Genomic DNA, 19,380 nt, shown 5'->3' on the forward strand with positions numbered 1-19,380 from the left:
AGGTAAGCGAAAGCCATGACGGGACTTAATCGCCGGCACTTCCTGCAGGGCGCGGGCGCGGTGGGGGCGGCATCGTTCGCCTTGAGCGCGTGCAGCCAGGCGGAGGAAAAAGACGCGATTGAGCAGGCCAGCCAGTCCGAGCCCCTGGCGGAGGCGATCGTCGCCTTCGACGGCGAGCACCAGGCGGGCGTGGACACGGACATGCAGGCCCACCTGAACTTGGTGGGCTTTGACCTGAAGCCGGGTATCGGCAAGCGGGGCTTTCGCAACCTGATGAGCCTGTGGACGGAGGACGCCCGGGCGCTGTGCACGGGCGAGACCCCGCTGGGCTCCCTGGAGCCGGAGATGGTGGACGTGCCCGCCAACCTCACCATCACCTGCGGCTGGGGCGAGCCGGTTTTCGACAAGCTCGACGCCGCGGACCTGAAGCCGGAGTGGCTGCGGGACATCAAGTCCTTCTCGCGGGACCAGCTCAGCGACAAATGGGGCCAGACCGACGTCGTGCTGCAGATCTGCTGCGACGACGCGGTGATGGCCTCCCACGCCATGCGGCACATGATCCGCGCCGGTACCGATTACGCCAAGGTCACGTGGCTGCAGCAGGGCTTCGCCAACTCCTTCGGCTCCCTGCCGCAGGGCGCGACCCACCGCAACCTGTTCGGCCAGCTCGACGGCACGGTTAACCCGCGCGGCGAGGAAGAATACGACGAACAGGTCTGGATTGATGAGGGCCCCGACTGGGCCCAGGGCGGGACCTGCATGGTGGTGCGCCGCATCCGTATGAACTTGGACACGTGGGAAAAGCTGGACCGGGCCACGCGGGAGAACTCCGTGGGGCGCAAGCTTTCCAACGGCGCGCCGCTGACGGGCGAGGAGGAGCTGGACGAGGCGGATTACTCGGCCACCGACAAATACGGCCTGCCGGTCATCGATCCGAACTCCCACATGGCCCGGGCCCGGCCGCCGGCCGACCACCCCGAGCAAAAGCTCAAGCGGCGCCCGTACAGCTACGACCTGATGCCGGACTACGCCGAATCCCAGGAAGAAGACCTCATCCAGCTGTCCAACGCGGGCCTGGTCTTCATCTGCTTCCAGAAGGACCCGACGCGCCAGTTCGAACCCATCCAGGCCCGCCTGGACGAGGCCGATCACCTCAACACCTGGATTAGCCACATCGGCTCCGCGGTCTATTTCGTCCCACCCGGGACCAGCAGCGGCGGCGCGGGCTCGGCCTTTTGGGGATCCGCACTGCTGGACGCGGTAAGATAAGCCCCGGAATAATAAACCGCGGGCCGCGGCCAGGTATGCTGCTGCCCGCATGAGCGCAAAGGAGCGCACCAAATGGCGGAAGCTATTCCTGCAGTCCCCGTGAACTACGAGTCCTTCGTCTGCCCGGCGGGCACTGCCGTCGGGGCAGCGATGCGCGAGCTGGACTTGCCGAACAAGGGCCCGGAGGCCGTCGTGGTTGTGCGCGACGCCGAGGGCAACCTCAAGGACCTGTCGCACGTCCCGGAGACCGAGCAGACCTTTACCCCCGTCGCCGCCAGCGAGGAGGAGGGCCGCGCGGTGGTCCGCCACTCCTGCGCCCACGTGCTGGCCCAGGCCGTCCAAGCGGAGTTCCCGGGCACCAAGCTGGGCATCGGTCCGGCCATTGAGAACGGCTTCTACTACGACTTCCAGACCGAAGAGCCCTTCACCCCGGAGGACCTCAAGGCCATCGAGAAGCGCATGAAGAAGATCATCAAGACCGGCCAGCGCTTTGCCCGCGGGGTCTACGAGAGCCCGGAGCAGGCCGCCGAGGCGCTCGCCGACGAGCCCTTCAAGCTGGAGCTCATCCAGGACAAGGGCAACGTCGACCCGGATTCGGACGAGGCCGCCGAGGTCGGCGCCGGCGACCTGACCTTCTACGACAACGTCAACCCGCGCACCAACGAGGTCGAGTGGTTCGACCTGTGCCGCGGCCCGCACCTGCCGACCACCAAGTACATCCCGGCGTTCGCGCTGACCCGCTCCTCGGCCGCCTACTGGCGCGGCGACCAGTCCAAGGCCGGCCTGCAGCGCATCTACGGCACCGCCTTCGAGTCCAAGGAGGCCCTGGAGGCCTACCAGACGCTGATGGCCGAGGCCGAAAAGCGCGACCACCGCCGCTTGGGCGCGGAGCTGGACCTGTTCAGCTTCCCGGATGAGATCGGCTCCGGCTTCCCGGTCTTCCACCCGAACGGCGGCATCGTGCGCATGGAGATGGAAAACCACTCCCGCCGCCGCCACCTGGCGGACGGCTACTCCTTCGTCAACACCCCGCACATCACCAAGGGCGACTTGTTCAAGAAGTCCGGCCACCTGGACTTCTACGCGGACGGTATGTTCCCGCCCATGCAGCTGGACGGCGAGTACGACGCGGAGGGCAACTGCACCAAGCAGCCGCAGGATTACTACGCCAAGCCGATGAACTGCCCGTTCCACAACCTGATCTTCGCCTCTCGCGGGCGCTCCTACCGCGAGCTGCCGCTGCGCCTGTTCGAGTTCGGCACGGTCTACCGCTACGAGAAGTCCGGCGTGGTCCACGGCTTGACCCGGGCGCGCGGCTTCACGCAGGACGATGCCCACATCTACTGCACCGAGGACCAGCTCGAGAACGAGCTGACCAAGGTGCTGGAGTTCATCATCTCCCTGCTGCAGGACTACGGCCTGGACGACTTCTACCTGGAGCTGTCCACCAAGGACCCGAACAAGTTTGTCGGCTCGGACGAGATCTGGGAGCGCTCCACCAGCATCCTGGAGCGCGTGGCCACCAAGTCCGGCCTCGAGCTGGTCCCGGACCCGGCGGGCGCGGCCTTCTACGGCCCGAAGATTTCGGTCCAGGCGCGCGACGCCATCGGCCGCACCTGGCAGATGTCCACCGTGCAGCTGGACTTCAACCTGCCGGAGCGCTTCGAGCTGGAATACACCGCCCCGGACGGCTCCAAGCAGCGCCCGATCATGATCCACCGCGCGCTGTTCGGCTCCATCGAACGCTTCTTCGGCGTCCTACTGGAGCACTACGCCGGCGCCTTCCCGGCCTGGCTGGCCCCGCAGCAGGTCATCGGCATCCCGGTGGCGGACGAATTCGTCTCCTACCTGGAGGACGTCACCGCGAAGCTGCGCTCCCGCGGCATCCGCGCCGACGTGGATACCTCCGACGACCGCATGCAGAAGAAGATCCGCAACCACACCACGGGCAAGGTTCCGTTCATGCTGCTGGCCGGCGGCCGCGACGTCGAGGCCGGGGCGGTCTCCTTCCGCTTCCTCGACGGCTCTCAGGTCAACGGCGTGCCGGTCGACGAGGCCGTCGAGCTCATCGACAAGTGGGTGACCCAGCGGGTCAACGACCAGCCGAGCGAGGACAACCTCCGTGGCTAGTGGCCAAAACGCGGAATCCGCACAGCCCGAACCCGGCGCCTACGTCGACGCCGGGGCGGGTGAGCCAGACCGCCTTGAGCGGCTCTGGGCCCCGTACCGCATGGCCTATATCCAGAAGCGGTCGAAGGACCCGTTCGTCGAAGCCCCGCAGGGCAGCGACGAGGACGGGCTCATCATCGCCCGCGGTAGGCAGGTCTACGCGCTGCTGAACCTCTTCCCTTACAACGCGGGACACCTCATGGTGGTGCCTTACCGCAAGGAGTCCCAGCTGGAAAACCTCACCGAGTCCGAGACCGCGGAGATGATGGCCTTTGTGAAAAAGGCAATTCGCGTCCTCAAGCGGGTGTCGCGTCCGGAGGCGGTCAACGTGGGGCTTAACCTAGGTAAGGCTTCCGGCGGCTCGGTGGGAGACCACCTGCACATGCACGTCGTGCCGCGGTGGCCGGGAGATAGCAATTTTATGACTATCCTGGATGGGGTTAAAGTACTGCCGCAGCTGTTGCAGGAGACGCGTCGTCTTTTGGCCGCAGCGTGGCAGGACATAGACGAGGAGGATTCGCGTGCTTAGTGTGCACGGCAGGAAACCAGCCGCGGTGGTGGTGGAACCGGTAGCCAAGGCGGCTCTGAAGGTCGGGCTGACCCCGAATGCAGTGACCGCGGTCGGCGCCATCGTGACCATCGCCATCTCGGTGCTGTTGATCCCCTCCGGGCACCTGGTCTGGGCGGCGGTGCTGTCCGGGCTTTTCGCCGCCTTCGACATGATCGACGGGACCATGGCCCGCATCCGCGGCGGGGGCACGCCGTTTGGCGCGACGCTGGACGCCTCCTGCGACCGTGTGACCGACGGCGCGCTTTTCGCGGCCATTATCTGGTACCTGGTCTATACCGTCGACGCCCACCCGTCCACCGTGGCGGCCGGGCTCATCGTCCTGGTCTCCTCGCAGGTCATCTCCTACGTCAAGGCCCGCGGCGAGGCCTCCGGGCTGCGCATGGTCGGCGGGCTGATTGAGCGGCCCGAGCGGCTCATCATCGGCCTAGTCGGCGTGGGGCTGGAGGGCTTCGGCGTGCCCAACGCGTTGGCTATCGCCCTGTGGATCCTAGCCGTCGGCTCGGTGTTTACCATCTACCAGCGGCTCATCATGGCCATGAAGCAGGACAAGGTAGCCGACCGAGCTTAACTTTAAGGGGCAGCAATGGCGCGGTTTCTCGCACGCGATATCGATTTCTCGGCGCTCGGGTATCTGGCCGGCTGGCGGGTAGTCCGCTGGCTGCCGGAGTCCTGGGCCTCCTGGCTCTTCGACCGGATCGCGGACCTGGCCTGCGACCACGGGCGGGGCATGGACCAGCTGCGCCGCAACCTGGCCCGCGTCGTGGGGCCTGAAAACGTCACGCGCGAACTGGTGCGCGCGTCGATGCGCTCGTATATGCGCTACTGGAAAGAGGCCTTCCGCCTGCCGTCCATCCATGACGACCCGGGCCTGCACGCGGCCCTGCAGCGCGACCTGGTCGGCCGCGAACACCTGGAGGAGAGCCTGGCTCGCGGGCGCGGCGTCATCCTGGCGTTGCCGCACTCGGGCAACTGGGACATGGCCGGGGTCTGCCTGGTGGGCATGCACGGCCAGTTCACCACCGTTGCCGAGCGCCTGCGCCCCGAGGTGCTTTTCGATGCCTTCGTGGACTACCGCGAGTCCCTAGGCTTCGAGGTCCTGCCGCTGACCGGGGGAGCCCAGCCGCCCTTTGGCCGGCTGAAGGAGGTGCTGGCCGCAGGGGGCATCGTCTGCCTGCTGGCCGAGCGGGACCTGTCGCGCACCGGCGTGCCGGTCGATTTCTTCGGGGAGACGGCGAATATGGCCGCCGGCCCGGCCCTGCTGGCCGCGCAGACCGGCGCGCGCCTGCACGTGGTGCACCCCTGGTTCACCGAGGATGGCTGGGGCCTGTCCTGCGCGCCGGCGCTGGAAGTGACCGACGTGGCGGAAACGACCCAGCGGATGGCGGACGGTTTCGCCGAGAATATCGCGGCGCACCCGGCCGACTGGCACATACTGCAACCGCAGTGGAACGTTGATGTCGAGCGGCGGCGGGCCGAACGCGCCCACAAGGCCGAGAAGAGGGGGAGTTAGCACCCATGCGGATTGGTATCGTGTGCCCCTATTCCTTCGACGAACCCGGCGGAGTTCAAGCCCACATCCTTGACCTGGCGACGGTCTACCTGGAGCAAGGGCACTACGTGCGCGTTATCGGGCCAGCGGACGAAGACACCGAGCTGCCGTACTTCGTGGTCAAGGGCGGGCGGTCTATCCCCATCGCCTATAACGGCTCCGTGGCCCGCCTGGCCATCGGCCCGCAGGTCTTTCGGCGGCTGCGGGAGTTCATCACCGAGGGGAATTTCGACGTCCTGCACATCCACGAGCCGAACTCGCCGAGCTATTCCATGGTGGCGCTCTACCTCGCCACCGGGCCCATCGTGGCGACCTACCACGCCTCGGCCGCCAACTCGACCATCCTGACCCTGGCCAAGCCCGTCCTGGCGCCGATCCTGGAGAAAGTCCGCGGCGGGATCGCGGTCTCCGAGATGGCGCGCCGCTGGCAGGTCGAGCAACTCGGCGGGGACCCGGTGCTCATCCCCAACGGGGTGGACACGTCGGTCTACGCGCGCTCCCGCCAGGCGCAGGAGGAAACGCAGCGGGCGGACCCGCGCCCCGAGATTGTTTTCCTGGGCCGGCTGGACGAGCCGCGCAAGGGCCTGGACATCCTCTTAGAGGCCCTGCCCCAGGTCCACCACGAGGTGCGGGTGACCGTGATGGGCGGGGGACGGGCCCGCGAGGTCGACGGGGTGGACTTCGTCGGCCGCGTCAGCGACGCCGAGAAGGCGGAGATTCTGGGCCGGGCGGATATCTACGTCGCCCCGAATACCGGCGGCGAGTCCTTCGGCATCGTGCTGGTGGAGGCCATGGCCGCCGGCTGCGCGGTCGTCGCCAGCGACCTCGAGGCCTTCGCGGCGGTCTGCGACGTGGAATCGGACGAGCCGGCCGGCCTGCTCTTTGCCAACGGCGACGCCGCCGCGCTAGCCCGGCAGCTCAACCACGTGCTGGACGACCCACAGCTGCGCGCCAGGCTCACGGCCGCCGGCACCCGCCGAGCGCGAACTTACGACTGGGATCACGTGGCCGCCCAGGTGATGGCGGTCTATGAGACCGTGCAAGACGGATCGAAAGTGCAGGTGAAATAAATGGGTACCGCTTTGCTCGTGGTCGCCGCCGTGGTGGTGACCGTGGTGATGCTCTGGGCTTATTTCACGGCCCAGCGGCTCAACACGCTGCACATCCGCACGGACGCGGCCCTGGCGCAGCTGCAGGCGGCGCTGGACAGGCGCGCGGCGGTGGCGGCCGCGCTGGAGCCGCGGCTGGCCGAGGCCAGCGCGCAGGCCGAGGCGACCGCCCTGGTGCCGGGCCAGTTCACCCAGCGCAGCGACCTCGAGCACCGGCTGGGAGAGGAAATCCGCCGCCTGTGCGACCCGGTGCCGGCGCAGCTGGTCGACGCCGAGGTGCGCGTCCAGCTAGCCCACCGCTTCTACAACGAGGCGGTGGCCGACACCCGGGCGCTACGCCTGCGCCCCCTCGTGCGCACCTTCCGGCTGGGCGGCACCGCCCGGCTGCCCGAGTTCTTTGATCTCACGGCGTTCTAGCCCCTGGGCGCGCAGCTCCAGGGCCCACCACACCAGCGCGAGCACGAACATGGCCACGACCAGCGCGTTGCGCGCAACCAGCGCGGCCACGGGGGCTAGCTGCTCGCCGACGAAATTCCAGAGGTAGTCGTAGCCGAAGGGGTAGATATAGGTCCCCAGGCCCGCGCAGATCACAGTCATCACCCCCAGGGCTGCCACTACCTTGCGGCGCGCGCTTCCCGGCGCCGTCGTGCGCAGGGCGACCGCGATAAGCGGGCCGAACCAGATGATGTACTGCGGGGAGAAGACCTTGTTAGTCACGATAAGCCCCAGCACGACGACCCCGGCCCAGGAGATGGTGGTCTGCGGGCTCCAGCCGCCCCAGATGAAGCGGTAGAGCGCCCAGAGCAGCGCGAAGGCGATAACGATGCCCATCGCCCAGGCCGTGGCCTGCACCGCGCCGTCGGTGCCCGCGCCGGTGATCTCGAAGGACTTCGACGGCGCCATGCCAATCTCGTAGGCCGCCGGGTGCCGGTAGGCGTCCCACATAAAGGGCGTGGCCGCGACCGACTCGATCTGCAGGCCGCGGACGTTTTGGTAGTCCAGGGGACTGGTCAGGCGCTCCCACCCGCCCGCGAGCAGTGTGATGCCGGCGAAGGCCACCAGGGACACCCCGAAGCTCAGCACCCGCAGCCAGGCGCGGGCGCTGGTCACGCGCCCGACCAACCCGGCGGCGAGCACGCCCGGCCACAGCTTCATCGCGCAGGCGAGCGCTATGAGGCTGGAGGAAAGTACGGGCCAGCGGTGAATGACCAGCGCGGCGAAGCCGACAGCCAGCCCGGGGAAGATGTCCAGGCGCATGAGGAAGACGTGGCCGGCGGCCAGCCCGAACAGCACCCAGAACCAGGCCGCGGCAAAGGCGGTCGGGCGCGTGTCGTGGCGGTGGAGCAGGGCGGCGAGGAAGGCGGCGTCGCAGGCCAGGCAGAAAAGGGCGAAGACGAACATGAAGGCCATGATCTCGCTGCCGCCCAGCCAGGCGGCCAGGTAGGTCGGCCAGGTCCCGGCGTGCGGGTATTCGGTCATATCCTGCGGGTTCGAGCCGAAAATCGCCGCGTGGTAGTAGAAAAGATCGCCCCGCGGCTCGTGGTTGAGCTTGATGAGCACAGCCAGGCACAGGCGCGCGATGGCCCAGCCGAGCCACACGGCCGGGACGCGGCGGAGTCCACCGCGTGCCCGCAGGAGCTTAGTCATTATTCAAAGTTCTTTTCATCATCACAACACGGACAGAAACTGGTGCCAACGAGCGGCGGGCTACGGCGAGCCAAAGCGCTCGCTCAGCTGGAAGGAAGGCCTAGGAACCGCGGAGGATTCCTTCGACGTCGACGGGCGGGCCCAGCGTCACGAGGACCCCAAATACGATAGCAATAACCACTACCGCCAACAGGATAGAGCGCACGGGGTGGCGCACCGCCTGCGCCAACAGCGCGTCGGCGGGCCCGGTGGGGGTAGCCGCGTTGTCCGTGTCACGGTAGCGCCACCCGCCGGCCATCAGCCCGCGGCGGGCCGTCCACAAGGCGAAGGGTAGGGCGGCGAACGGGATGGCGGACACGACTAGGCCCAGGATGCCAATGCCGATGGGCCAGCGGTTGTTGATCCAGATCAGGCAGGTCATCACCACAAAGCTCAAGAACCCGAAGCCGTGGATGCTGCCGGCGACCGGGACGACGGCCTCGGTCACGCCGGAGTATTTCAGGGCCATGCCGACCAACAGCAGGGCCCAGGTGAACATCTCGAGTACGGCGGCGGACAGGTGTAGTTTCTGGGGAGTCATCGCCCGACCATCTTACGGAGGCTCGCCCCACGGGGTAAGGTGGGCAGCCGTATATGTGGTGGGCGTCATAGTCCCCGGGCCGGCCCGGGCGCTGGCCTGCGCGCACTCGCGCGGCGCCCGCCTGCCAGAAGAAGGGAGTTTAGGGTGTCGTTTCGGCAGGTAATTGAGATGTCCGACCTGGGCGGAGATCGCTACCGCGGGCCCGGGGTGCCCTCGGAAATGAAGCGCACCTTCGGCGGGCAGGTCGTCGGTCAGGCGCTGCAGGCGGCGCAGCAGACCGTGGAAGGCAAGACGGCGAACTCGCTGCATGCGTATTTCGTCGGCGGCGGGCTGTCAGCCGAGCCCATCGATTTCACCGTGCTTACCGTTCGCGACGGGCGCACCTTCAGCCACCGCCGGGTCACCGGCTGGCAGGGGGACAAAGAGATCGTGGAGATGCTGGTCAGCTTCCGCCGCCCCGGCGACCAAGGCCCGGAACACGCCGCACAGCTGCCGGACGTGCCGGGCCCGGAGGAGTGCCGCGCGAGCGCGGAGGACTGGCCGTCGACCTCGCGTATCGTGCTGGGCGAGTGGAGCGACTGGGACGTGCTCATGGTCCCTGACGAGCACGACAATTCCCGCCACGCCCAGGACAAATACGGCGCCGGCGCGCGGCACATCTGGTTCCGCTACAACGCCGGGCTGGGCGACGACCCGGCCCTGAATCAGGTCGCGCTGTCCTACCTGTCGGATATGACCCTGCTGAACTCGACGCTGATTTCCCACCCCGAGGCCCGCGTGCAGATGGCCAGCCTCGACCACAGCCTCTGGTTCTTCGACGAGATCCGCGTCGACGAGTGGTTGCTCTACGAGCAGGACTCGCCGTTCGCCGGCGGCGGGCGCGGTTTCGCCCAGGGGCGGCTCTACCGCCAAGACGGGGCGCTGGTGGCCCAAGTGAGCCAGGAGGGGCTCATCCGTTGGCTCAAGGAATGACCGACTTGGGCCGCGTGTGCGGGGTCTTAGTGAGACGCGGCGACCGCTGCACGTATAATCGCGTTAGTTAAAACCAACTAGGAAGGGGCACACCTTATGTCCGGCCACTCTAAATGGGCGACGACCAAGCATAAAAAAGCTGCCAACGACGCCAAGCGCGGCAAGGAATTTGCCAAGCTGATTAAGAACATCGAGGTGGCGGCGCGGACCGGCGGCGGCGATCCCGCGGCCAACCCGACGCTGGACGACATGATCAAGAAGGCCAAGAAGGCCTCCGTTCCCAACGACAACATCGAGCGCGCCCGCAAGCGCGGCTCCGGCGAGGAAGCTGGCGGTGCCGACTGGGAAAACATCATGTACGAAGGCTACGGCCCCAACGGCGTGGCCATGCTCATCGAGTGCCTGACCGATAACCGCAACCGCGCGGCTACCGAGGTGCGCACCGCCATGACCAAGAACGGCGGCAACCTGGGCGAGTCCGGCTCCGTGTCTTATATGTTCTCCCGCGTCGGCGTCGTGGTCGTCCAGAAGGGCGAGCTGACCGAGGACGACCTGCTGCTGGCCGTGCTCGAGGCCGGCGCCGAAGAGGTTAACGACCGCGGGGAGCAGTTCGAGATCACCTGCCAGCCCGCCGACGTGCGCGCGGTGCGCACCGCCCTGGAAGAGGCGGAGATCTCCGTCGAGGACTCCGACACCGACTTCCGCCCGTCCGTCGAGGTTCCGCTCGGCGCTGACGATGCCAAGAAGATCTTCCGCCTCGTCGACGCGCTGGAAGACTCCGACGACGTGCAGAACGTCTACACCAACATGGATCTTAGCGACGAGGTCCTGGCCGAGCTCGAGGACTAATCAGCCGGCCCAGGTCTTAAGAACCTGATAATGGGGCAGTCGGGGCGAGTATTTCTTGCCGCGGCTGCCCTTGGTCGTGTCTGCCCGGCTCTTAACAACCGCGGCACCCAGGCTGGCCTGCCTGCCACGGCGCGTGTAGGATGCGTGATAAGGTACTAGAACATATGTGTGACGGAGGTGACCGGTGAACCTGGAGGGCTTGCGCGTCATGGGCATCGACCCGGGCCTTACGCGCTGCGGCCTGTCGGTCGTACAGGCGGGCCGGGGCCGTGCCGTCATCCCCATCTCCGTCGGCGTGGTGCGCACGCCCGCGGACAAGGATCTCACCGAGCGCCTGCTGCGCCTGTCCAAGGCCGTGGCCGAGTGGATGGACGAGTACCAGCCGGACGTGGTGGCCATCGAGCGCGTCTTCGAACGCGGCAACGTCTCCACGGTCATGCAGACCGCTCACGCCGTCGGGGTCTTGGTGCTCGCCGCGGCCGAACGCGGCCTGGACGTGCACATGTACACCCCCTCGGAGGTCAAGAAGGCCGTTTCCGGCAACGGCCGCGCCGACAAGAAGCAGATGACCGCCATGATCACCCGTATCCTGGGGCTGAGCGAGCCACCCAAGCCGGCCGATGCCGCCGACGCGCTAGCACTCGCCGTCAGCCACTGCTGGCGCGCTCCGGCCCTGGCCCGCGCCGAGCAGGTGCGGGAGAGGACCCAGGCCCAGCGGCAAGCCCAACAGCAAGCCCTGGCGCGCGCCCGCTCCACCCAGTCCGGCTAGGCGGCAGGCCTAGCACCACGTCGCCCGAAACCTAAAAAACCTAGAACTCTACCCCCGGGAAGAAAGGACAACCCCGCCATGATCGCATCGCTGCGCGGAGAGGTCATCTCCATCGCGCTGGATCACGCCGTCATCGAATGCCAGGGCGTGGGCTACCTCGTGCACGCGGCCCCGCCCACCCTCGGCCGGCTGACTCGCGGGGAAGAGGCCTTCGTGCTGACCTCTATGGTGGTCAAGGAAGACTCGATGACCCTCTACGGCTTCGGTACCGCCGAGGACCGCGAGATGTTCCACCTGCTGCAGTCCGTCTCCGGTCTGGGCCCGAAGCTGGCGCTGGCCGCACTGTCGGTGCTGGAGGCCAACGAGCTGGCGCAGGCGATCAGCCAATCGGACGCCAAGCGCCTGCAGACCATCCCGGGCGTGGGCAAGCGCATGGCGGAGCGGCTGGCGCTCGAGCTCAAGGACAAGGTGGCCGCCTTCGCCGGGGCCGGTGCGGCTGTAGGTGACGGCGCGGCGGCCGGCGGGGTGCCCGCGGCCAGCGAGCCGGTCGTCCAGCAGGTCACCGAGGCGCTGGTGGGCCTGGGCTTTACCGAAAAAGCCGCGGCCGGGGCCGTCGAGGCAATCGTGGCCGAGCAGCCCGAAGCCGCCACGCCGGTGGTCCTGCGCAGCGCGTTGGCCCGGCTAGGGAAGAAATAAGTAGGCGCACGCCAGGGGTTCACGACGGGTAGGGTGTTAGGACATGTCAGATATTGAGCGCACCGAGTTTCAGCTGCCAGACGGGCTAGAATCGGCCCGGCAGGGCAGCGCGCAGGCGGCGGAGAGCCGCAACGACGACGTCGACGGCCACGCGCAGCAGGGCGAGCGCGACATCGAGCGCTCCCTGCGCCCGAAGAGCCTGGACGAGTTCATCGGGCAGCCGAAGGTCCGCGAGCAGCTCTCCCTGGTGCTGCAGGGCGCGAAGAAGCGCGGCGTGACCCCGGACCACGTGCTGCTGTCCGGCCCGCCTGGGTTGGGCAAGACGACTATGGCGATGATCGTCGCCCAGGAGCTGGGCACCAGTCTGCGGATGACCTCGGGCCCGGCGCTGGAGCGCGCCGGCGACCTGGCCGCCATGCTCTCCAACCTGATGGAGGGCGACGTGCTCTTTATCGACGAGATCCACCGCATCGCGCGCCCGGCCGAGGAAATGCTGTACATGGCGATGGAAGATTTCCGGATCGACGTCATCGTGGGCAAGGGCCCAGGCGCGACGTCCATCCCGCTGGAGATCCCGCCGTTCACCCTGGTGGGTGCTACTACCCGCGCCGGCATGCTGACCGGCCCGCTGCGGGACCGCTTCGGGTTTACCGCGCAGATGGAGTTCTACGACACCGCGGATCTGACCCGGGTCATCAAGCGCGCCGCGCAGATCCTCGACGTGGACATCACGCGGGAGGCCGCCGTGGAAATCGGCTCGCGCTCGCGGGGTACCCCGCGTATCGCCAACCGCCTGCTGCGCCGCGTGCGCGATTATGCCGAGGTCAACGGCGACGGCCAGATCGATCTGGCGGCCGCCCAGGGGGCCTTGGCCGTCTTCGACGTGGACGAGATGGGCCTGGACCGCCTGGACCGGGCGGTCCTGCACGCGCTCATCGAAGGCCACAACGGCGGGCCGGTCGGCGTGAATACCTTGGCGATTGCCGTGGGGGAGGAGCCCTCGACCGTCGAGGAGGTCTGCGAGCCCTACCTCGTGCGCGCCGGCATGATCGCGCGCACCGGGCGCGGGCGCGTGGCCACGGCGGCGGCCTGGCAGCACCTAGGGCTGACCCCGCCCGACGGGGCGATTGGCCTGTTTTAATAGATTCTTACTGCCAAACGGCGTTTGATTAACAGCTAAACTGAAATTTCTGGCACACTGGATCGGTATGGAACTAGTACTATTTATCGTCCTCGTTGTCCTTCTAGTCCTGCCTACCTTCTTCGCTATGCGCAAGCAGCGCCAGCGCCAGAAGGAAGTTGCCGCCTTCCAGGCCTCGCTGACCCCGGGGAAGCGCGTCGTGACCGCCGGCGGCATCCACGGCACCGTGACCGCGGTGCGCGAAGGGGATATCGACCTGGAGGTCGCCCGCGGCATGATCATCACCGTCGACAAGATGGGTATTCTGCGCGCGGCCAACACCGCCCCGAACGTGGTGGGCGACGCCCCGGCTGATCCGCAGCAGACCGACTTCCCCTCCGAAGGCAACCCGCGCAACCCGGACGAGCGGAACTAGGGCAAGCGGACCCCGCCCGTCCTGGAATTCCACTCACCGCCCGTCGAAGGCGTGCCGAGCGCACGCCACCGGCAGGCGGATTTTTCTGTTTTCCCCGCACTGTGATCGTTGTCATGGTCACACTAGGCACTTTTCTGGCTCCCTGTTGAGGTTTTGCCAGCGATATGACGTACCATGATGGATCGTGTTCGCTCCTTTCACCGTTAAAGGCAGCGATTTTTACTTAGCCCTGTAACTTGCAATGCACAGGAGATTGTATTCGTGTCCGCTCCTCACAAAGGCGCCATCAACAACGCCAGTAGGAAATGGCCGAAGCGCGCCATCATGCTCTTCGTCGTCATCCTGCTGGCGGTGTGGGCGCTCGTATTCTTTACTGGCGATCGCACCGCCAGCACCAAGCTCGGCATCGACCTGCAGGGTGGCACCCGCGTCACGCTGGTCCCGCAGGGCGAAGAACCGACCCAGGACCAGCTGCAACAGGCCCGCGAAATCCTGGAACAGCGCGTCAACGGCATGGGCGTGTCCGGCTCCGAGGTCGTTATCAACGGCAACACGCTGGTGATTACCGTCCCGGGCGAGGACACCCAGGAAGCGCAGTCGGTGGGCCAGACCTCGCAGCTGCTTTTCCGCCCGGTGGCCGAACAGCCCACCCCGGACATGACCAAGCTGCTGCCCGAAATGGAAGACATGGCCAACCGCTGGGTCAAGTACGGCGTCTTGAGCAAGGATGAGGCGAACCAGTCCCTGAAGCGCGTTTCCGACGCCATCAACCAGGCCAACGAGCAGGCCGAGGGCCAGGGCTCCAACAACACCAAGGTGGATCAAAAGGAAGTCAGCGCCGAGCCGCTGCCGGAACCGGGGAACTCCCTGGAGCAGGCGGAGCGCCGCGAAGAGATGACCGACATGCTGCTCAAGGACCGCCAGTCGGAGGACCCGACCACGCTGTCCGCGGCCTCGGCCCTGATGACCTGCACCCAGGACACGGACCCGTTGGCGGGCGCGGACGACCCCGCCAAGCCACTGGTGACCTGTGACTACTCGCAGGGCATGCCGTACATCCTGGACCCGGCCCCGCTGCTGGACGGCGTCGAGGACCCGAACGGCACCCGCCTGACCGGTTCGGAAATCGACACGGATTCCCCGATTGACGGCGGCCTGAACCCGGACACCGGCCAGATGCAGATTAGCTTCTCCTTCCAGACCGGCGACGGCCCGAACGGCTCGGCCACCTGGGCCAAGCTCACCGAGGAGTACCTGCATAAGCAGATCGCCATCACCCTGGACTCCGGGGTCATCTCCGCGCCGCAGATTCAGGGCGCGACCCCGTATGGCTCGGCCACCTCGATTACCGGTGACTTCAGCCAGGAAGAGGCGCAGTCGCTGGCCAACAACCTGCGCTACGGTGCGCTGCCGCTGTCCTTCGTGGGCGAGAACGGCGAGCCGGGCGGCACCACGGAGACGGTCCCGCCGTCGCTTGGCCACGCCGCCCTGCAGGCCGGCCTCATCGCGGGCCTGGTCGGCCTGATTCTGGTCCTGGCCTACTCGATTTACTACTACCGCGCCTTCGCCTTCGTCTCCTTCCTGACGCTGGTCGGCGCCATGGCCCTGACCTACGGTTCCCTGGTGCTGCTGGGCCGCTGGGTCGGCTACTCGCTGGACCTGTCCGGCATCGCCGGCCTGGTCATCGGTGTCGGCGCCATGGCCGACTCCTTCGTGGTCTACTACGAACGCATCAAGGACGAGATCCTGGAAGGCCGCACCTTCCGCTCGGCGACCACCAAGGCCTGGGAGCGGGCGCGAACCACCATCGTGACCGGTAACGCCGTCACGCTGATCGGCTCCGTGGTCGTCTACTTCCTGGCCATCGGCGAGGTCAAGGGCTTCGCCTTCACCCTGGGCCTGACCACCGTCTTCGACCTGGTCGTCTCCTTCCTCATCACCGCGCCGCTGATGATGCTGGCCGCCCGCAAGCCGGTCTTCGCCAAGCCGTCCATGAACGGCCTGGGCGGCATCTTCGCGCTGGCCGAGGAAAACCGGGCGAAGGGCCACTATGGTAAGACGCAACCGCGCGGCGACCAGCACGCGGACGCTCAAGACACGAAGCCTGAGCACACCGAGCGCACCGTACGCAGCACGCGCAGCAAGCGCACCGAGCAGGGCGAGGAGAACAACTAATGGCTAAGAACAAGATTTCCCGGTTGGATCGCCTCTACTCCGACGAGGGCGGCATCGACTTCATCGGCCGGACGAAGCTCTGGTACTCGATCACCATCGGCCTGCTGGTCGTGTCCATCGCCGCTATCCTCATCCGCGGGTTCAGCCTCTCGTTGGACTTCGAGGGCGGCACCACCGTAACCATGCCGGCCGCGGACCTGGTGGAAGAGGAGGTCGGCCAGACCTTCGAGGAAGTCACCGGCGTGGAGCCCGAGCAGGTCCAGATCGTCGGCTCCGGCGCCTCCGAGACGCTGGAGATCACCTCTGAGCGTCTGAGCCAGGAGCAGGTCGACAGCGCCCGCCAGGCCATCTACGAGGAGTACCAGCCGGAAAACGCCGAGGGCGAGGCCACCCCGGACGCCATCGGTACCTCCACCGTTTCTGAGTCCTGGGGCTCCTCGATTACCGAGCGCATGATCATCGCGATGGTGGTCTTCCTCATCGCGGCGACCGTCTACGTTGCCATCCGCCTGCAGCGCACCATGGCGTTCGCAGCCATCCTCGCGCTGATTGTCGACGGCGTCATCATCGCCGGCATCTACGCCCTGTTCGGGCTCGAGGTTTCCCCGGCCGTCATCATCGGTCTGCTGACCGTGCTGACCTTCTCCATCTACGACTCCGTGATCGTCTTCGACAAGGTCAACGAGAACACCCAGGGCATTTTGGGGCAGCGCAAACACACCTACGGCGAACAGGCCAACCTGGCCATCAACCAGACCGTGATGCGTTCTATCTCCACCTCGGTGATTTCCGCCCTGCCGATTATCGCCCTCTTCGTGGTCGCGGTCTGGCTGATGGGCATCGGCACGCTCAAGGACCTGGCACTGATCCAGCTCATCGGCGTTATCGAGGGCATCTTCTCCTCTCTGTTCCTGGCCACCCCGCTGCTGGTCAGCATGGTCAACCGGAAGAAGGAATTCCGCCGCCACAACGCCGAGGTGGAGCGCTACCGTTCGGGCGAGGCTGACGAGGAGCTCGACCCCGAGGAAAGCGGCGCGAAGCGCACCGTGGCCTCTCCGGTGACGGCGTCGGCTAACGACGACATCGCCGAATCCAGCGACGACCACGGCCCGCGCCCCGGCGAGGGCACTACCGGCTCCGGCGCCACCTGGCGCCCGGGACAGTAGCCCGGCCTAGGTAGTTCACGGTCAGTTTCTCTCCCCGGGGGCTTTGACCCCCGGGGTTTTGCAATCGGTAGTCTCAGGTAGGAGTTAGCCCGAAATGGGAAGTGGAGTCAACAAGAATCCAACGCGGTGGCGTCTGGCAGCTGCGGGCCTGGCCGCCAGCCTGGCGCTGGGCCTGGCAGCCTGCGGGCAGGGGGAGGAGCCGGCCGAGGAGGAAGGCACCGCCTCCAGCGACCATTTCGGCTACCAGACCTCCTCGGAGCTGGTGACCACCAACGCCGGCACCGCCTTCGGCTCCGCCGGCAGCGTGGCGCAGCTGTCCAGCCGCCTGTACCCGGCCGCCTTCGTGCCGGGCCCGCGCGGGCAGATGATCCCGAACACGGACCTGGTCCAGGCCCAGGAGCTCAACCCCGGCTCCGAGGACGAGTCCAAGTCGGTGCTCTACACGCTCAGCGACGACGCGAAATTCTCCGACGGCCAGCCGGTGACCTGCGTGGACTACCTGCTGGCGTATACGGCCGGCACCATGCAGGAAACCTTCGGCTCCCACATGCCGCTGGCCCAGGACATCCAGCAGTTCAAGTGCGCACCGGAGAACAAGGTCTTCGAGGTCGTCTTCGCCCCGGGCACCGGCCAGCGCTGGCGCGGGCTGTTCGGACCGGGCACGGTGATGCCGGCCCACGCTATCGCCAAGAAGCTGAGCATGGACTCCCAGGAGCTGACCAACGCCTTGTACTCGCAGGATCCCACGGTGCTGGAGGAGGTCGCGCGCATCTGGCGCTTCGACTTCCAGTTGGCCGAGTTCGATCCGGAACTGCAGGTCTCCTTTGGCCCGTATGTCATCGACCACGTGGGCGAGAGCGGGGAAGTGGTCCTGGAACGCAACCCGCACTTCTTCGGCAACGAGGCCGAGATCGCCCCGGTGACCGTCTGGCCCGCGGACGCGGATTCCGGCGCGCTGAAGGACGCCGGGACCCTTGGCGTGGTTGACTCCCGCGCGGCGAACCCTGCCTGGCTGGACCGCGACGCGGCCGATAACCCTTATGAGATTGAGCCGGTCGTCGGCGATCTGACCGAGTCGCTGGTCCTGTCGGAGTACGGCTTGTTCGCGCAGGAGGAGCCGCGGCGGGCCTTCTCCGAGTGCATCGACCAGGCCGCGCTCGCCAAGCTCAGCTCCGCCGAGTCCGGCGTGGAGGTCCCGCCGGTCTACCAGCACGTCCTGTGGCACAACGACCCCATCGGCAAGTACCTGAAGCGGGCCGTCGAGCCGCACGTGGGCACCGACAACGCCATCGCCCAGACGCTGAGCGGGCAGACCATCCGCATCGGCTACCTGGGCCCCAACGACCGCTATGCGGCCATGGTGGAAAAGATCTCGGAGACCTGCCAGCCGGCCGGGATCACGGTCGAGGACGTGAGCGCGGAGAACACCTCGCAGTACATGCTCAACCCGGATCCGGAAACGGGCCTGCCCGCCATCGACGCCTTCCTGGGGCCTATCGATCCGCTCACCGAATTCTCGACCGCGGAGCCGCGGATTTCGAATGTGGAAGAGCTCAACAAGGCCGAGGCCGAGCAGTGGCAGACGGTGCGGACCATCCCGCTGGCTGCGCAACCGAAGACCTTCGTGGTCCGCAACGATGTCAAACACGTGGTACCGTACACTGGGCTGGCGGGAATCGGTTGGAATATGGACAGGTGGGCGCTGATCCCCGAAGGCGCCACTGAATCGAAATCGAAGGATAATTAAGTGAGTTCTCAGTACTCCAACGCTAATGAAGCCCTACAAGACAAGATCCGTTACGTTCAGGACTTCCCGGAGCCGGGTGTTCTCTTCGAGGACCTGACCCCGGTGCTGGCCGACGCGGACGCCTTCAGCGTCGTGGTTGATGGCCTGGCGAAGGCCTGCGAGGACCTGGGCGCGGAAATGATCGGCGGGCTGGACGCCCGCGGTTTCTTGCTGGGCTCGGCGGTCGCCTACAAGATGGGCGTGGGGATCTTGGCTATCCGCAAGGCGGGCAAGCTGCCGCCGCCGGTCCTGCACACCGAATACGAGCTGGAATACGGCACTGCCGCCCTGGAGATCCCCGCCAACGGCGCGGAGCTCAAGGGCAAGAAGATCGCCCTCGTCGACGACGTCCTGGCCACCGGCGGCACCCTGTTCGGTGCCCGCCAGCTGCTGGAACAGGCCGGCGCCGAGGTGGTCGGCAACGTCGTGGTCATCGAGGTCGAGGGCCTGGGCGGGCGCGAGCGCCTAGCGGGTACGCCTTTGGTGGTCTTACGCACACCTGAGGAGAATTAAGCGC

General features: G+C 66.9%; 19 protein-coding genes. 17 read left to right on the plus strand and 2 right to left on the minus strand.

The genetic code is table 11. From position 1 onward, the window contains the following. Positions 1 to 15 precede the first annotated feature (15 nt). The 7 genes from VVR85_RS01650 to VVR85_RS01680 all read left to right on the plus strand — a co-directional run bounded on the left by VVR85_RS01650 (position 16) and on the right by VVR85_RS01680 (position 7,084). On the plus strand, positions 16 to 1,269 hold the full coding sequence (locus VVR85_RS01650; protein ID WP_368519218.1) for a Dyp-type peroxidase: 1,254 nt from the start codon (positions 16 to 18) through the stop codon (positions 1,267 to 1,269). A 72-nt stretch (positions 1,270 to 1,341) separates the two neighbouring features. Next, complete coding sequence (gene thrS, locus VVR85_RS01655; protein WP_368519219.1) at positions 1,342 to 3,399, plus strand: threonine--tRNA ligase; 2,058 nt, start codon at positions 1,342 to 1,344, stop codon at positions 3,397 to 3,399. After that, a complete protein-coding gene (locus tag VVR85_RS01660; RefSeq protein WP_368519220.1) occupies positions 3,392 to 3,967 on the plus strand; it encodes an HIT domain-containing protein in 576 nt (191 codons plus the stop codon). The genes thrS and VVR85_RS01660 overlap by 8 nt, the downstream gene beginning before the upstream one ends. Continuing rightward, a complete protein-coding gene (gene pgsA, locus VVR85_RS01665) occupies positions 3,960 to 4,577 on the plus strand; it encodes a phosphatidylinositol phosphate synthase (protein WP_368519221.1) in 618 nt (205 codons plus the stop codon). The genes VVR85_RS01660 and pgsA overlap by 8 nt, the downstream gene beginning before the upstream one ends. Before the next feature lie 15 nt (positions 4,578 to 4,592). Further along, on the plus strand, positions 4,593 to 5,519 hold the full coding sequence (locus VVR85_RS01670; RefSeq protein ID WP_368519222.1) for a phosphatidylinositol mannoside acyltransferase: 927 nt from the start codon (positions 4,593 to 4,595) through the stop codon (positions 5,517 to 5,519). 5 nt (positions 5,520 to 5,524) lie between these two features. Continuing rightward, positions 5,525 to 6,628 carry a glycosyltransferase family 4 protein gene (locus VVR85_RS01675; RefSeq protein ID WP_368519223.1) on the plus strand — a complete coding sequence of 368 codons (1,104 nt, stop codon included), beginning with the start codon at positions 5,525 to 5,527 and terminating at the stop codon, positions 6,626 to 6,628. Beyond that, on the plus strand, positions 6,629 to 7,084 hold the full coding sequence (locus VVR85_RS01680) for a hypothetical protein (RefSeq protein ID WP_368519224.1): 456 nt from the start codon (positions 6,629 to 6,631) through the stop codon (positions 7,082 to 7,084). On the opposite strand, the gene VVR85_RS01685 is transcribed toward VVR85_RS01680, so the two are convergent. Both VVR85_RS01685 and VVR85_RS01690 read right to left on the minus strand, forming a co-directional pair. Further along, a complete protein-coding gene (locus tag VVR85_RS01685; RefSeq protein WP_368519225.1) occupies positions 7,001 to 8,314 on the minus strand; it encodes a DUF2029 domain-containing protein in 1,314 nt (437 codons plus the stop codon). The genes VVR85_RS01680 and VVR85_RS01685 overlap by 84 nt on opposite strands. 100 nt (positions 8,315 to 8,414) lie before the next feature. Next, entirely contained in the window at positions 8,415 to 8,894 is a 480-nt protein-coding gene (locus VVR85_RS01690) for a DUF3817 domain-containing protein (RefSeq protein WP_368519226.1), read from the minus strand. 144 nt (positions 8,895 to 9,038) lie between these two features. Between VVR85_RS01690 and VVR85_RS01695 the strand changes: the two genes are divergently transcribed. From VVR85_RS01695 to VVR85_RS01740, 10 genes are all read left to right on the plus strand, one after another. Then, positions 9,039 to 9,866, plus strand: coding sequence for an acyl-CoA thioesterase (locus VVR85_RS01695; protein ID WP_368519227.1), 828 nt, complete (start codon positions 9,039 to 9,041; stop codon positions 9,864 to 9,866). A gap of 96 nt (positions 9,867 to 9,962) precedes the next feature. After that, positions 9,963 to 10,715, plus strand: a complete 753-nt coding sequence (locus VVR85_RS01700) for a YebC/PmpR family DNA-binding transcriptional regulator (protein WP_368519228.1) — start codon at positions 9,963 to 9,965, stop codon at positions 10,713 to 10,715. 184 nt (positions 10,716 to 10,899) lie between these two features. Beyond that, positions 10,900 to 11,484 carry a crossover junction endodeoxyribonuclease RuvC gene (ruvC, locus tag VVR85_RS01705; RefSeq protein ID WP_368519229.1) on the plus strand — a complete coding sequence of 195 codons (585 nt, stop codon included), beginning with the start codon at positions 10,900 to 10,902 and terminating at the stop codon, positions 11,482 to 11,484. Between the two features lie 78 nt (positions 11,485 to 11,562). Continuing rightward, positions 11,563 to 12,180, plus strand: a complete 618-nt coding sequence (gene ruvA / locus VVR85_RS01710) for a Holliday junction branch migration protein RuvA (protein WP_368519230.1) — start codon at positions 11,563 to 11,565, stop codon at positions 12,178 to 12,180. Between the two features lie 43 nt (positions 12,181 to 12,223). Next, positions 12,224 to 13,321: a Holliday junction branch migration DNA helicase RuvB gene (ruvB, locus tag VVR85_RS01715; RefSeq protein ID WP_368519231.1), complete on the plus strand. Its 1,098-nt coding sequence runs from the start codon at positions 12,224 to 12,226 to the stop codon at positions 13,319 to 13,321. Between the two features lie 67 nt (positions 13,322 to 13,388). Next, the gene (yajC, locus tag VVR85_RS01720; RefSeq protein WP_368519232.1) at positions 13,389 to 13,736 is read left to right on the plus strand and encodes a preprotein translocase subunit YajC; all 348 of its coding nucleotides are present in this window, start codon (positions 13,389 to 13,391) and stop codon (positions 13,734 to 13,736) included. Between the two features lie 324 nt (positions 13,737 to 14,060). Next, positions 14,061 to 15,911 carry a protein translocase subunit SecD gene (gene secD, locus VVR85_RS01725; protein ID WP_368519423.1) on the plus strand — a complete coding sequence of 617 codons (1,851 nt, stop codon included), beginning with the start codon at positions 14,061 to 14,063 and terminating at the stop codon, positions 15,909 to 15,911. Then, on the plus strand, positions 15,911 to 17,077 hold the full coding sequence (secF, locus tag VVR85_RS01730; protein ID WP_368519233.1) for a protein translocase subunit SecF: 1,167 nt from the start codon (positions 15,911 to 15,913) through the stop codon (positions 17,075 to 17,077). Before secD ends, secF begins: the two co-directional genes overlap by 1 nt. Before the next feature lie 94 nt (positions 17,078 to 17,171). Further along, positions 17,172 to 18,824 carry an ABC transporter substrate-binding protein gene (locus VVR85_RS01735; protein WP_368519234.1) on the plus strand — a complete coding sequence of 551 codons (1,653 nt, stop codon included), beginning with the start codon at positions 17,172 to 17,174 and terminating at the stop codon, positions 18,822 to 18,824. Continuing rightward, positions 18,825 to 19,376 (plus strand): adenine phosphoribosyltransferase, encoded by a 552-nt coding sequence (locus VVR85_RS01740; RefSeq protein ID WP_368519235.1) that lies wholly within the window; start codon positions 18,825 to 18,827, stop codon positions 19,374 to 19,376. Positions 19,377 to 19,380: the final 4 nt, after the last annotated feature.

Origin of the sequence: Corynebacterium sp. LK2590, assembly GCF_040946105.1 — a bacterium.
GTDB lineage: Bacteria > Actinomycetota > Actinomycetes > Mycobacteriales > Mycobacteriaceae > Corynebacterium.